14 protein-coding genes and 1 tRNA gene are annotated in these 13912 nt (G+C 56.9%); 8 read left to right on the top strand and 7 right to left on the bottom strand.

Annotation, left to right across the window (positions count from 1 at the left end; all coding sequences use genetic code 11):
* Positions 1–111: 111 nt before the first annotated feature.
* Positions 112–558 (bottom strand): phosphohistidine phosphatase SixA, encoded by a 447-nt coding sequence (gene sixA, locus PCAL_RS00810; RefSeq protein ID WP_011848850.1) that lies wholly within the window; start codon positions 556–558, stop codon positions 112–114.
* Positions 559–612: 54 nt separating this feature from the next.
* On the opposite strand from sixA, the gene PCAL_RS00815 reads away from it, so the two are divergent.
* Positions 613–897, top strand: coding sequence for a MoaD/ThiS family protein (locus PCAL_RS00815; protein WP_011848851.1), 285 nt, complete (start codon positions 613–615; stop codon positions 895–897).
* Here PCAL_RS00815 and PCAL_RS00820 read toward each other — a convergent pair.
* A complete protein-coding gene (locus PCAL_RS00820; protein WP_011848852.1) occupies positions 894–1838 on the bottom strand; it encodes an MBL fold metallo-hydrolase in 945 nt (314 codons plus the stop codon). The genes PCAL_RS00815 and PCAL_RS00820 overlap by 4 nt on opposite strands.
* A 24-nt stretch (positions 1839–1862) precedes the next feature.
* Here PCAL_RS00820 and sfsA point away from each other — a divergent pair, with 24 nt between their 5' ends.
* Complete coding sequence (gene sfsA / locus PCAL_RS00825; RefSeq protein WP_011848853.1) at positions 1863–2552, top strand: DNA/RNA nuclease SfsA; 690 nt, start codon at positions 1863–1865, stop codon at positions 2550–2552.
* Here sfsA and PCAL_RS00830 read toward each other — a convergent pair.
* Positions 2532–3380 (bottom strand): DUF1028 domain-containing protein, encoded by an 849-nt coding sequence (locus PCAL_RS00830; protein ID WP_011848854.1) that lies wholly within the window; start codon positions 3378–3380, stop codon positions 2532–2534. The genes sfsA and PCAL_RS00830 overlap by 21 nt on opposite strands.
* A gap of 36 nt (positions 3381–3416) precedes the next feature.
* On the opposite strand from PCAL_RS00830, the gene PCAL_RS00835 reads away from it, so the two are divergent.
* The 5 genes from PCAL_RS00835 to PCAL_RS00855 all read left to right on the top strand — a co-directional run bounded on the left by PCAL_RS00835 (position 3417) and on the right by PCAL_RS00855 (position 8229).
* A complete protein-coding gene (locus tag PCAL_RS00835) occupies positions 3417–4226 on the top strand; it encodes an MBL fold metallo-hydrolase (protein WP_011848855.1) in 810 nt (269 codons plus the stop codon).
* Between the two features lie 118 nt (positions 4227–4344).
* Positions 4345–7083 (top strand): pyruvate, phosphate dikinase, encoded by a 2739-nt coding sequence (gene ppdK, locus PCAL_RS00840; protein ID WP_011848856.1) that lies wholly within the window; start codon positions 4345–4347, stop codon positions 7081–7083.
* A 44-nt stretch (positions 7084–7127) separates the two neighbouring features.
* A complete protein-coding gene (locus PCAL_RS00845; RefSeq protein WP_193322769.1) occupies positions 7128–7268 on the top strand; it encodes a hypothetical protein in 141 nt (46 codons plus the stop codon).
* Entirely contained in the window at positions 7268–7534 is a 267-nt protein-coding gene (locus PCAL_RS00850; RefSeq protein ID WP_011848857.1) for a hypothetical protein, read from the top strand. The genes PCAL_RS00845 and PCAL_RS00850 overlap by 1 nt, the downstream gene beginning before the upstream one ends.
* Positions 7531–8229 (top strand): diphthine--ammonia ligase, encoded by a 699-nt coding sequence (locus tag PCAL_RS00855; protein WP_011848858.1) that lies wholly within the window; start codon positions 7531–7533, stop codon positions 8227–8229. Before PCAL_RS00850 ends, PCAL_RS00855 begins: the two co-directional genes overlap by 4 nt.
* Positions 8230–9274: 1045 nt before the next feature.
* On the opposite strand, the gene PCAL_RS00860 is transcribed toward PCAL_RS00855, so the two are convergent.
* The 3 genes from PCAL_RS00860 to PCAL_RS00870 all read right to left on the bottom strand — a co-directional run bounded on the left by PCAL_RS00860 (position 9275) and on the right by PCAL_RS00870 (position 12380).
* The gene (locus tag PCAL_RS00860) at positions 9275–9547 is read right to left on the bottom strand and encodes a hypothetical protein (RefSeq protein WP_193322770.1); all 273 of its coding nucleotides are present in this window, start codon (positions 9545–9547) and stop codon (positions 9275–9277) included.
* A gap of 624 nt (positions 9548–10171) precedes the next feature.
* Positions 10172–10282: transfer RNA gene (locus tag PCAL_RS00865), tRNA-Cys, on the bottom strand.
* Between the two features lie 226 nt (positions 10283–10508).
* Positions 10509–12380, bottom strand: a complete 1872-nt coding sequence (locus PCAL_RS00870; RefSeq protein ID WP_011848860.1) for an AMP-binding protein — start codon at positions 12378–12380, stop codon at positions 10509–10511.
* 46 nt (positions 12381–12426) lie between these two features.
* On the opposite strand from PCAL_RS00870, the gene PCAL_RS00875 reads away from it, so the two are divergent.
* The gene (locus PCAL_RS00875) at positions 12427–13557 is read left to right on the top strand and encodes an acyl-CoA dehydrogenase family protein (RefSeq protein ID WP_011848861.1); all 1131 of its coding nucleotides are present in this window, start codon (positions 12427–12429) and stop codon (positions 13555–13557) included.
* On the opposite strand, the gene PCAL_RS00880 is transcribed toward PCAL_RS00875, so the two are convergent.
* Positions 13554–13886, bottom strand: a complete 333-nt coding sequence (locus tag PCAL_RS00880) for a hypothetical protein (RefSeq protein WP_011848862.1) — start codon at positions 13884–13886, stop codon at positions 13554–13556. The two genes, PCAL_RS00875 and PCAL_RS00880, sit on opposite strands and share 4 nt — an antisense overlap.
* Between the last annotated feature and the right edge of the window lie 26 nt (positions 13887–13912).

The following is a 13912-nucleotide window of genomic DNA, read 5'->3' on the forward strand; positions in this document are numbered from 1 at the left end:
GGTACTATCATCATCTGTTATAAGTATTGTCGTTCATTATATATAATTAAAAACTGTTAGAAGCAAAGTACAAAAGCAGAACAGATGAAAAAGTGTATGTTAGATATCTCACTAGGGCAAAATGTCAGGCGTAAGAAGCCACTTGACTACCCACTTCGGCGTACGCGTCAGCGCGACTACGCCGGAGTATCTAAACTCGACTATGGGCACCTCTGTGTTGCCAACCACGAGGAGCGACGCCAGGCGGGAGAGGTGGGGCAGATGGCCGACGATCATCACTTCGTCGAGGGTGCTAAGCCTCTCGGCCCAAATGGCAGGGTCGTCGTTTGGATTTAGCCCGTCTTTCTCCTCTGCCCTCGCCCCCAGTACTTGGGCGAAGATTTCCGCAGTCTGCCGAGCTCTCTTTTTCCCGCTGTGATACACAACGGCCACTTTCACCCCCACCTTCGCCAAATGCGTTGCCACCCGCCTGCTCTCTTCAATGCCCTCCGGCGTCAAGCTACGCTCTGGGTCAACTCTCTCGTCGAAGGCTTTGCCGTGTTGAACTAGGTATATCATGAACAAGGGGGTGTGTGCTAGTTTAAAGCTTTAAAAGAGGCCGTTGTAACTCATGTGCGCGTCACTGTAAAAATATTTGGGCCCAAGTACTTTGGTCTGCCGCAGTACGACGTTGTAACACACGTCTTTGATCTCCCAGACGGGGCCACGGTGGGGGACGTGGTAGACCTTTTGGAGAAGATGTACCCAGGGCTTAGGGGGAGGATTCTGAGGGGCGAGGAGATAATCCCTATGCACGACATATGGGTCAACGGGCGCTCTATCCAGTTTCTCCAAGGCCTCGCCACGAGGCTAAAAGACGGCGATGTTGTACAACTGGTGCCCCCCTTCGGCGGCTAGGCCGGCGCCCAGCGCACCACTTCGCCCTCAATCCGCCGCACCTTCCCCATCTCCTCTAGGTAGAGCAGGTGGCTGTACGCCTCTCCCACGGCGAACATTTTATTATACACGTCGAATTGGTCGAAGGGCCCTGCATCCCAAGTTATCCTCTTGGCCACTTCGTAGGTGGTCATGGGCTCCTTTAAGACCGACAGCACTTCGGCCAAGCGTTCTTCGTGGTGTTGAATAAGCTGGTCTACTCTGTCCGCCAGATTTGGGATCTCCTCGCCGTGCGCTGGGAGGCCCCTCGCCTCCAGCCTAGTCTTGCGTAGGCTGGACAAGTACTCCTTTAGGGGGTTAAAGCCGGGCTTGGGGTACCACGAAATGTTCGGGGTAATCTTGGGCAGTACGTGGTCGCCGGTGAAGACGGCGCCCTGGGACATGTACACCGTGTGGCCTGGGGTGTGCCCGGGGGTGTGCACCGCCCTCAGGCCGCAGTCCAGCTCCTCGCCGTCGCGGACTCCCCGCCAGGGCAACTTCCACACGTCTTCAAACGCCCTCCGGTACCTAGACATGGGGTGGAGCTTGAGGTAGGCCTCGTAGACCTCAGGCGGCGCGCCGTGCCTCTTGTACTCCTCGGCGTACATCTTGGCCAACTCGTCGAAGGAGGGGGCCGCCCATCCCAACTCCTCTGCCCCTATGTAGAAGTCGGGCGAGGCCACCTCCGCCAAGAACTGGGCGAGAGTTATGTGGTCGGCGTGGAAGTGCGTGAGAAAGACCTTGGCAACCTCCTGCGGCTTTATCCCAATGGCCTTAAGCCCCCTCAAAAGGGCCAGCGCCGCCTCGTAGGTGGCAAGGCCCACGTCTACAAGCCCAAACCCGTCGCCGCACTTCACCACGTAGACGTTGACATGGCCGAGCTCCATGCCGGGCAGGGGGACCTTTATCCTCGAAAAATACATAGAACCACATCCCCACGCCTATTTATGCATTTCCCGCTCCCCCAGCCAGACGTCTCTGCGACATTCAAACGCCGCCTCAACAGATTCCTCGGCGTGGCAGAGGTGGAGGGGGAAGAGGCGCTCGTCCACATCCACGACCCCGGCCGCCTGGCCGAGCTGTTGTTCCCCGGCTCCACCGTGTGGCTTAGGAAGAAGGCGGGGGGAAAGGCCCCCTACTACCTCCTCGCCGTGGAGTTGCCGGAGGAGCTCGTCCTCGTGGACTCAGCGATGCACAACAAGATAGCCACGTGGCTCGTGGAGGAGGGGCACGTGTTTAAGGGGTACTCCGTGGCGAAGACCGAGCCCTCCTACGGCAGAGGGCGCTTCGACCTACTACTGAGGAGGCCCGATGGGGGGCTGGCCTTGGTGGAGGTTAAGGGTGTCACGCTTGAGGTGGGCGGAGTCGCGCTTTTCCCCGACGCGCCGACGGCGAGGGGAGCTCGGCACATGGAGGAGCTCGCGAGGGCCGCGGCGGAGGGCTACGAGGCCCATGTCCTCTTCCTAGTGCTCAGGAGGAGGGCCCGCCTCTTTTCGCCCAACTGGGCGCTAGACGCCAAGTTCGCAGAGGCCTTGGCCAAGGCGGCTGACGCGGGAGTGAAAATCTCCGCGGTTAAGCTGGAGATGTTCAAGTGGGGGTTGAAATTCGCGGGGGAGCTACCCGTTAAGCTTAGATAAGAGGTAGCGGTAGACTGTGCCCCAAATCTTGTCGTCGTCGCGTATCTTGTTTTCAAAGTTCTCATAGCCCGCCCAGTCCCTAAACGCCTCCTCTGTGGCCTCGTCCCAGACGCCGGTCACCTCGCCCCTGTAGAAGCCTAGCTTTTTCAAAGCCCTCTGCACCTCCGCCGCCACATCTCTCTTTGACACAACGTCGCTGGGGTCCTCCCTTTGCAGTAGAGTGAGCTCCCAAATGTGGAAGATTCTCTTCAGCTCTTCCACCGGGTTTGGGTGGTCGTCTACCCTAATGTCCACGTAGGTGTCTGACAAGCCGAGGTATCCCCCGCCGGGCCTGAGCACAAGCAAAGCGGCTGACTGCCTCCCTCTGCGGTCTCCGCCGGCCCTGTCCCCAGCCTCTAGAGCCGCCAAGAGCTTGTCCACCAGCTCCCCCCTCTTTGTCTCAAAGGCCTTGGCCATGGCCTCCAACACCTCGGGCCCCGCCAGTATGTTCCCCAGCGCCGCGTATCCGTTGCCCACGATGTGCCCAGCGTAGTACGGACACTTGCCCCCAGTGTGGACGTACGCCTCGCCTCTGGCGTTGACTACCCCGACCTGCCTGATCTCCCTCTCGGCGTCTTGCGCCAAGGCCTTTTCCAACGCCTCCCTCGGGGAGCGGTGTTGGAGGAGCGCGAGTATTACTCTCCCAAGCCTGGGGTTTGCATAACACTGCGTGGCCACGGCGCCTACGCCGGCCTCTGCGTGCGGCACCACGGCACCCACTGCGACGAATTTAGACGCCACAGCCACGCCTACGTCGACGCCGTCGCTTGCCACTATGGAGAAGGTCACACTGATTTATTGATTTATAGGGGATATAAAGATAACATGGAGCTGAGAAAAGGCGTAAGGCTGTTGAGGGGTTCTCCCAACACCTTGGTGGTTGGGGAATACGTCGTAGACCCCGGCCAGCCGGCGGAGAGGGCGGCTGAGGTGTTGCAGGCGGCGGGCCCCGCGCCTAAGGTGTTGCTCACCCACTTCCACGCAGACCACCTCACCGCGGTGCCCCCAGGCGCCGAGGTCTACGCGCCCTGGGGCGAAGAGCTCTTCGTGGCCAGCGTCCGGGCGAGGCTCTTCTTCACCCACGGCGTTTATGTAAACAACGCGGTGTACAAGGGCGGAGATATAAAGGTGTCCGGCGTGGTGAAAGACGGCGAGAGGGTAGGCCCCTTCGAGGTAGTGTCTCTGCCCGGCCACACTTTTGGCCACGTGGGGTACTACGTAGAGGGGGTGCTGTACGCCGGCGACGCGTTGTTTGGGGAAAAGGTGCTCGAGAAATACGGCGCGCCCTACCTCATGGACGTAGACGCCTTTCTAGCCTCCTTGGACAAGATAATGGCGCTTGAGCCAGAGGTCTTGGTGATGGGCCACGGCCCCGTGGTAGGTAGCCGGAAGAGGGCGGCGGAGCTGATTGAGGCAAATAGGCGCTACGTGGAAAGGGCTGTGGAGGCCGTGGCCAAGCTGTTGCCCGGCGACTTGACTAAGCTGGCCGTGGGCTTGTTGAAGGAGGTGGGTGGGGAGAGGGGGTGGGAAAATGTGCTACTGACGATGACCACGGTTAGGGCTATCTTGTCTAAGCTGTCTAGCGAGGGGCGTGTTTACTTAGATGAAGAGGGCACTTGGAGGAGTAATCTATAATTATAGATAATTATAAATTTTGCCTGTATAAAAATAGAAGCTTCTCTAAACTTTCTTAGCTTCATTTCTCTATATTTTTCTATAGAAACATTTAAAAACATGCTATATTGTACTCTCTATGGGTAAGTATGTGTACAGCTTCAAAGAGGCCGACTATCGGAATAAGAAGCTGTTCGGCGGTAAGGGGGCCAGCTTGATTCAAATGAGCCAGCTCGGCCTCCGCGTGCCGCCCGGCTTCATTATAACCACCGAGGCGTGTAAGAAGTTCTACGAGCCTAGGCGAGAGGAAATCGCCGAGCTGGAGGCAGCCCTTCTGAAAAACCCGCCGCCGGAGGTGAGAGACCAAGTCATCGAAAAACTCCACAAGGTTATAGACAGCCTTGAGTTGCCTCAGGAGATTTGGAGAGAGGCCGTGGAGTACATGAAGAGGCTTGAGGAAGAGACTGGGAGAAAATTTGGCGATCCTAATGCGCCGCTTTTAGTGTCTGTGAGAAGCGGCGCCGCGGTCTCCATGCCAGGGATGATGGACACGGTACTCAACTTGGGCCTAAACGACGAGACTGTGAAAGGTCTCGCAAAGTGGTCGGGCAACGAGTGGTTTGCCTACGACGCCTACCGGAGGTTTTTGCAGATGTTCGGCAAAATTGTCCTCTCCATAGACGAGAAGCTCTTCTCCTCGGCGTGGGAAGAGATTAAGCGCAAGTATGGGGCAAAGGAGGACCCGGAGGTCCCCTTGGAGGGGCTCAAAGAGGCGGTGGAGAGGTTTAAGCAGATAATTCTCAGAGAGAGGGGCGGCTTCCCGCAGGACCCGTGGGAGCAGTTGAGGCTGGCTATAAAGGCGGTGTTTAAGTCGTGGATGAGCCCCCGCGCCATTTTCTACAGGATAATTGAGAAAATAACCCCCGACGTGGCGGACTGCACCGCCGTCAACGTGGTGACAATGGTCTTTGGCAACGTGGGGTGGGACTCCGGCACGGGGGTCGTGTTCAGCAGAGATGTGGCCACCGGCGAGAATAAGCTGTATGGAGAATTCTTACCAGTGGCACAGGGAGAGGACGTGGTGGCTGGCATAAGGACTCCCATGGACATCGAGGAGTTTAGGAAGAGGTTCCCGCACCTATACGACGAGCTTTACAGGGGGGTGAAGTTGCTTGAGCGCGTCAACAAGGACGTCCAAGACGTGGAGTTCACAGTGGAGAAAGGCGTCTTGTACTTCCTCCAGGCTAGAAACGCCAAGATGACGGCGTTGGCCAGGGTAAAGACGGCTGTGGACATGGCCAAGGAGGGGATTATAACTAGGGAGGAGGCCATCCTCTACGTTAAGCCGGACCACGTCCTCCAGCTCTTATACCCGCGCATAGACCCCAAGGCCAAGGCAAAGCCGGTGGCCCAGGGCCTCCCCGCCAGCCCAGGCGCAGTGTCTGGGCAAGTGGTCTTCCACCCCGACGATGCAGTGCGGTGGGCGGCTGAGGGGAAGCGGGTGATATTGGCTAGGGTGGAGACTAAGCCCGACGACGTGCACGGCTTCTACGCCGCGGTGGGCATTCTCACGAGCAGAGGCGGGATGACTAGCCACGCCGCGGTGGTGGCGAGGGCAATTGGGAAGCCCGCGGTGGTCGGGGCAGAGAGCGTAGAGATACACGAGGAGGAGAAGTACCTCAAGATAGGCGACATAGTGGTCAAGGAGGGGGAGTGGATAACCATCGACGGGCACACGGGCAACGTCTACATAGGTGTCGTGCCCACGATAGAGGCCGAGCTGATCCCAGAGCTCGAGGAGCTTCTGAGCTGGGCTGACCAAGTGCGGAGGCTCGGCGTTAGAGCAAACGCCGATTTGCCCGACGACGCGGCCATAGCGAGGAAGTTTGGGGCAGAGGGCATCGGCTTGTTGAGAATTGAGAGAATGTTTAGAAAGCCTGAGAGACTTGAGCTACTCCGGAGGATAATTCTCGCGGAGAGCGCCGAGGAGAGGAGGCCATACTTAGAGAAGTTGTACAAGGCGTTGAAGGAGGACTTTAAGGAGGTGTTCCGCATAATGGACGGCCTGCCCGTAATTGTGAGACTGATAGACCCGCCGCTCCACGAGTTTCTGCCAAAGCCCGAGGAAGTGCTGGAGCAGATTTACCAGAGGAAGATGCGCGGTGAAGACGCCTCGGAGCTCGAGAAGTTGTACAAACGCGTAAAGGCGTTGCAGGAGGCTAACCCAATGCTCGGCCACAGAGGCGTGCGGGTCGGCGTCACGCACCCCGACTTCTACTACTACTTAAACAGGGCCATTCTAGAGGCCGCGGCGGAGCTGAAGAAGGCCGGGCACAACCCCGTCGTGGAGATCATGATACCGCAGGTGGCAGACGCGAGAGAGATAGTGTTTGTAAAAGAGAAGAGCATAATACCTGCGCTTAGAGACGTGGAGAAGGAATTCGGCGTGTCTCTCAACGTGAAAATAGGCACAATGGTGGAGACTGTGCGCGCCGCGTTGACCATAGACGAAATAGCCAAGCATGTGGACTTCATAAGCTTCGGCACCAACGACTTGACGCAGGCCGTGTTTAGCTTCAGCCGCGACGACGCTGAGAACAAGTTCATACCGCAGTACCTAGAGCTAGAGATACTAGACGCAAACCCCTTTGAGACGCTGGACGTCAAGGGAGTTGGAAAACTAGTAGAATACGCAGCTGCCACAGCCAAGGAGGTGAACCCCTCCATAGAGGTGGGAGTATGCGGCGAACACGGCGGAGACCTCAAGTCCATCTACTTCTTCCACAAGACCAAGGTTGACTACGTAAGCGCGTCGCCGTTTAGAGTGCCTCTGGCGAGACTAGCCGCCGCCCAGGCCGCAATACTGCAGAGCAAATAACGCACTTACGAAAACGGTTTTAAAACCACGCCAATTTTATACACATGTGGACGAAGCTTAAGAACTTCATAACTGGGGTCTGCCTACTCCTAGCGCCGTACCTCGACGTCTGCAAATTCGGCGCGCCTAAGGCGCAGAGCGGAGTCAAAGAGACGCGCGAGACCCGCTGCACCAAGATCAAGTAATGCTAAATTTTATTGAGACATTCCACCGAGAGGTAGCCAAGAGACTCGACGCAGTGGACTCGGCAGGCGAGGCCGCGGGGCTAATGGAGTGGGCAAACGGCAGAGTGGGGAAATGCGACGTGTACTTCCTCTGGTTTCCAGCCACCAAGAGGCTCGTATACGCCGTAAAATGCCCCGCGGGGCTGAGGGAGGGGGAGGTGGAGGCGAAAAGCCACGTCGAGGCAGTTGCACACGTGGAGAAGATAATCGCAAGCCTTAGGAAATGAGAGTCGCCGTCCTCTACACAGGCGGCAAAGACAGCCACTACGCCCTGCTAAAGGCGTTGGAGGAGGGGCACGAAGCCGCCTGTCTCATCATCGCGCTCCCCCGCCGCGCCGACTCCTACATGTTCCACACAGTGAACATAAGGTGGAGCTTAATACACGGCGATGCCATGGGCATACCTCACTTCGCGGTAGAGGTAAGTGGGGAAAAGGAGAGGGAAGTGGAGGAACTCGGCGAATTGCTTGCCCAGTTGCGCAGAGACTGCCGATTTGACGCATTGGTCTCAGGCGCCGTGGCGTCCCGCTACCAGAAGGAGAGAGTAGACAAGTTGGCCAAGCTCCTGGGCGTCCGCCACCTGGCCCCCCACTGGGGGAGAGACCAAGAGGAGCTCCTGCGGGAAGAGGCGGCCCACATGCGGTTCATAATCACAGCCGCCATGGCCATGGGCCTGGGGCCCCAGTGGCTGGGGAGAGCCGTCACGCCCGACGCAGCCGAGGAGCTAATCGCCCTCAGCCGGCGGTACGGCTTCTCGCCCGTCGGCGAGGGAGGCGAATACGAGACGTACGTTGTGGAAAGCCCCCTACTCCGGGTGGAGGTAAGCGGCACGGCGCACTGGCACCCCAGCGGGTGGGGGTACTACGAGATAAAAGAGGCAAAGGCGGTGAGGAGAGAGATTCGCAGTAGCCACGCTCCATAGAAACTTCTCAGTAAGTTGTTTTGGCACCGGCGCCGCGTCTGCCTAAAGCCTTTGCTCTCTTCGGTTTGTTACTTTCAGCGAGGTCCCCCTACAAAGTTATAAACAGCGACTTTTTAATGCCGCGGAGCGGCAGAGATATGTCGCCGTCTAAAGTAGCTGGAGACGGCTGGGACGAGCTCTGCCGACACCTGCGGAATATCCACCATCGCTACATGGAACTTGCTAGGTTTCATAGCGAGAGGTGCAACTTCCCTGGGGCCCATTGTAAGCGGCCGTGGGGCAGGGAGTACACAGAGGATGATCTGAAGCTGATGTGGAAGTACATAGAGTACACAGAGCCTCTGTGTTGCAAACTGATGAAAGGGCTGGCGGGGGTAGAGTATAGGATAAGAGAGCTTGGGATAGAGAGCCTTAAGAGACATGGTGGCTTAGTCAAAAGGTCGGTGGCGCACAGCGAGATTACAAAGTGGCACCTAAATAAGCCGGTGCTTGTTTATCTAACGCTATTGGACACGGAGATGCGTGTCACGTGGAGAGAACTTGACGAGACGTCGCTACGGAGTCAGCAGAAGGAGTTTATGCAATTTGTGGATGGGGCTCATGGTGCCAGGGATACGAGGGTGGGAGTCTTCGATATAGATGTGGACTACAAGAGACTGTGGCTTGAGATACCGCTAGTAGAGCCGGTATCGCGCATGTTGGGCCAGAGAGATAGGGCGCCTGTGGCGTTGTTTAGAAACTTGGGCTGGTTGCTCAGTGACGATAGACGAGGTAGCTTGAAGCATAGTGCCAGTAATCCTGGCCAAATTGCCTTACGGCTTTTTGACTGGATTGCCTTGGCGAAATACGCCATTGAAGTATTGAACTTATCCCCTAATAAGCCTCTGGTATTTAAGCTGGCGGTCCGCCAAGCCACAAAGACTGTGATGAGCATAAGCCCTACAGTGGAAATGTGGCCGGTCGGCACAGCGGCTGAGGTCATTAGGGGTCTCTATAAGTGGTTTGGAATTACGCTGGGCAGAACGGAGGGAGTGCTCGTGCGGGGCTACGCCGTGCTAAAGGCGTTGAGGGAGGCGGCGTTTAAAAGGAATGGCAGAGTGTACGTGGTTGACGACGCCGGCGCTTGGATTGCCTTCAGCAACGCCGTGGGGACGCTCGTGCTGGGGGATGGCAATATGTATAGGACAGAGCTGAGAATTGCGGCAAAAACTACGCCGAAGAAGACGTTTAAGGGGGAGACTTCTCTGGCGAGTGAACTAGCCGAGGCTGTAAAAGGTATTCTCGCGGGGCCATTTATACGTCTCAGGCCGTGGCACATGCGTCTCCTACTGCCTATTGCGCCGAGCCCTGCGTTTGGGAAAGCTTTGAATCTTTACACGTCGCTGGCTAGAAACCCTGTAGCGGCCCTTGTTGAACTAGGTAATGCTAAATATCTACTTTACCGTTATGATAACAGATTTGGGGTAAAAGGCGTAACAGCTGTCGAATTGTACGAAACGTTGAAGAAATTAGATATAGAGGTAAAGCTAAGGGGCAACGCGGTCAAATTTACGCCAAAACAGCTAGAGGAATTAGCGCAGAGAGGTGTCTCCGTACGGTTTTTAGACGAGATAGAAAAGGTGGCGGCCAGAGAGATGATCAGGAGGTTAGAGAAGGCTAAGAAGAGGGCTGGCAGGGCGATGAAGCCGCAACTCGATGTCGAGTCTGTTAGGCGTGTGTTAGTAGAGATGGCAAAGATCGCCAGAATCATTGTAGCACAGTACAAGCGCGGAGAGTACATCAGGATAATTCCCCATGATAAGACAAAGGCGTGCGAAATAAAGGCTATGCTTTTGTCTGTGGGCATAAGGAGTTCGCTATTACGGCATAAAGGAGAGGTGAGGGTATATGAAAAGAGATCCCTAGAAATAATCAAAACGGCTTTGCTCTCCATAAAGGCTGAAGCCCCGGCCGGGATTTGAACCCGGGACTTCCGCGCCGGCGGCTCTACGGGTCTGCAGCCCGCCGCTCTAGTCGGATAATTAGCCCTCTAACCACGCTGAGCTACCGGGGCTATCTCTTTTCCTTCCTCAATTTTTAAATTTACTGCCGCGTTTCCCTAGGTTACAGGTAGCCGCCTTTAGGAGACCGGCACCATGTGTTACGTCTAGTGGAGGCAAGCCTTAGAGTCTGGCCGCTCTCGTTGTTCGCCGAGCCTCAGTGGTCATGTCATCTCTATTTTATTGCATGCCTCGATGCGAGCGAACGACTTGCGCTCTTCTGCGCGCAGTATTGGAAAATTACTGCCGTCCTATTGCCTTTTTGATCTCTTCTACGGCGGTGGGGTTTTCGAGAGCTGAGAGGTCGCCTGGGCTTTTTCCCAGGAGAATTGCCCTTATTACCCTCCTCATGATTTTGGCGTTTCTAGTCTTGGGGAGCTCTTTCACGAAGTATATCTCCTCCAAGGCGCCGTACGCCTTGCCAAGCGCCTTCTCCGCCAGCGCTGCCAGCTCTCTTTTAAGCTCTTCGCTTGGCTGAAAGCCCTGCTTTAACACTACGAAGGCCACTGGCACCTCGCCCTTGAGCGGGTCGGGCTTGCCCACCACAGCCGACTCGGCCACTGCGGGGTGGGAGTTAAGCACGCCCTCCACCTCGGCGGGGCCTAGGCGCTTCCCAGCCACCTTGAGCGTGTCGTCTGCCCTGCCCACGATGTAGAAGTAGCCGTCTTCGTCTACCACAGCCGCGTCGCCGTGCGCCCACACCCCCGGCCACTTGGACCAGTACGTCTCTAAATACCGCTGGGGGTCCCTCCAGAAGCCCCTAGTCATGCCAGGCCAAACGGACAGCACCACCAGCTCTCCCTCAACCCCCGGCGGCGCCGGCTTTCCGTCTTCTGTAAACACGGCGGCTTTTGTCCCCGGCGAGGGGCCGTTGAAGGATGTGGGCTTTATGGGCTTTACCACGTAGCACCCCAGTATGCCTCCGGAGATCTCTGTGCCGCCTGAGTAGTTTATTATGGGCGCCCTCCCCCTCCCGGCCTTGTGCAGCCACCACCAGCTCTCGGCGTCTATGGGCTCCCCAGTGTTGCCGAATGCCTTCAGCTCGCCCGCCCCTTCCCCAGGCTCTGCCCCAATTGTGCGGAGGTGTCTTGTGAGCGTGGCGGCCATGCCGAGCACCTTTACCTTAAACCGCTCTACGAACTTCCACACCCTGTCTTTGGGGTAGTCGGGGGCTCCCTCGAAGAAGGCCATGGAGCCCCTCAGCAGATACGCCGAGAAGACGAGCCACGGCCCCATCATCCACCCCATGTCTGTGACCCAGGTGAGGGTCTCCCCCCTCTTGAGGTCGAAGTGGAAGTAGACGTCGGCGGCGGCCTTTATGGGGAACCCCCCGTGGACGTGCACTGTGGCCTTGGGCTTCCCAGTGGTGCCCGAGGTGTATATGAGCATCATGGGGTCCTCCGCCTCGGTGACCTCCACGTAGTCTCCGCCTGTGCGAAAGACCTCGCCCAAGTCTACGTAGTCCTTCCTCTCCCTGGCCCTCGCGTGGAGCACCACGGCCTCCACAGACTTGGCCAACCCGGCCTCCAGCTCGGCCAACATGTCCACCTCCCTCCCCCTCCTATACGACACATCTGAGGCAAAGACGAAGCGGGCCTCGCTGTCCTCAAGCCTAATTCTAATGGCCTCTCTGCCGAAGCCGCTGAAAAGCGGCACAAAAATCCCCCCAGCCCTAATGATGCCGAGCATCACAGGCACAATTTCGGGCACCATGGGCATGTAGACGGCCACTCTATCCCCCTTTCTAAGCCCCGCCCTCTTCAGCCAAGAGGCCACTGCCCTTGCCTTGTAGAGCACGTAGGAGTAAGACCACTCGGCCGCCGAACCGTCTTCCCCCTCCCACTTCACCAGCGGCTGGGCGGACTCCTCCACCTGGTCGCCGATGTTTAAAAATCCTCCCACAAACCAGCGAGGCCACTGAACACCGCGGGAGAGGTCCAGTACTTTCTCATAACGCCTGGCCCACCTCAGCCCCAGGACGTGCGACTCAAACCAAGACCAGAAGTCCCCCGTGTAGGTATATTCCAGGAATTTCTCAAGCGGCTCCCCCCTCTCCGCCAGAGTCTTAGCCACGTTGGACTCCTCCAAGTGCTCTCTTTCGGGCTTCCACATGGGTTAGAATTGAATAAAGTTTTAAAAAGTGTATCGACTTGTTAATATGCTTGACGAAGAGCATAGGTTAATTTTAAAAAGTGTGAGAGAATTCACAGAACTACATGTTAGACCTAGGGCCAGGGAGATAGACAGGGGTGTCTACCCCAGGGAGATATTGAGAAAGCTAGGCGAGTTGGGTCTCCTAGCGCCCACAATCCCGCCTGAGTTCAACGGCGGCGGCTCAGACACCTTGACACAGGTATTGGTGGTGGAGGAGCTGGCTAGGGCAAGCCCCGGGGTGGCCACAATTATGGAAATTCAGAGCTCCATGATAGCGGAGAATATATACGCCATGGGCAACCCCCGGCAGAGGGAGGAGCTTTTGCCCAAGTTTGCCTCCGGCGAGCTCATATGCGCTTTTGCTCTTTCTGAGCCTTGTTGTGGTAGTGATGCTGGGGCTATTGAGACTAGGGCTGTGCGTGTGGGTGGTGAGTGGCGTATTTCTGGGGTTAAGATGTGGATTACCAGTGGCTTGTACGCAGACTACTACCTAGTCTTTGCCCGCACTGGCCCCAAAGAGGCTAGGCACAAGGCGATAACCGCCTTCCTAGTGAAGAGGGGAAGCTGCGTAGAGGCTACTCCAATAGAGGTAATGGGCGTGAGAGGCACAGGCACCGCCGAGGTAAAATTCAACGAATGCCCAGCCAACGACGACGACATAGTAGGAAAAATAAACGAAGGATGGGCCGTTGTAGTTCATGCATTGAACGTGGGTAGGGCGGCTATATCTGGCGTGGCTGTGGGTATCGCCAGGGGGGCCTTTGAGGAGGCACTCTCCTGGGCCAGGGGTAGGAGGCTGTTTGGGAAAACGCTCATAGAGTTCCAGAACACCCAGTTTGAGCTAGCTGAGATGTACGCCGCCATTGAGACGGCGAGGACTTTGACGTACTACGCAGCATATCTGTACGATGTGAAGTCTCCCGACTTTGTAGCCATGGCCCATGTGGCAAAGCTTCAGACGGCGAGAATTGCGGTGGACGTGGCGAGGAGGGCTGTGCAACTCGAGGGCGGATACGGCTACAGCAAGGAGAGTAAGGCGGAGATGTTCTATAGAGATGCCAAAATTCTTGAAATCGGCGAGGGCACAAACGAGGTGATGAAGTACGTCTTATTCAAACTCCTGGAGAAACGCTAGCTGTTTAACAGCAGGTAGAAGGCCGGCGTCACGTACTTCATAGACGCCACTTTCTGCGCGGTGGGCGGAAGCGGCTTGGCTATTGTGGCAATTTTGTCCGTGGCCATGTACTTCCTGTACTTGTGCTTGAAGTCGAGGGTAGCCTCCTCATACACAATGGCGTAGCCCTCCGCCACAAGCTCGTCTAAGACGGCCTCCACCGCTATGGGCGTAAGCTCCGCCTTCTGCTTCAGCTCACGCAGAGCGATTACCACCAGCGAGTATATAGTTTCCACGTCCCCCGACTCCACGGCCGCAAGCGCTGAGGCCACTAAAGTCTTCAAATCCACGAAAAGGCAACAGACCCAGTATTTAT

Source organism: Pyrobaculum calidifontis JCM 11548, assembly GCF_000015805.1.
Lineage (GTDB): Archaea > Thermoproteota > Thermoprotei > Thermoproteales > Thermoproteaceae > Pyrobaculum > Pyrobaculum calidifontis.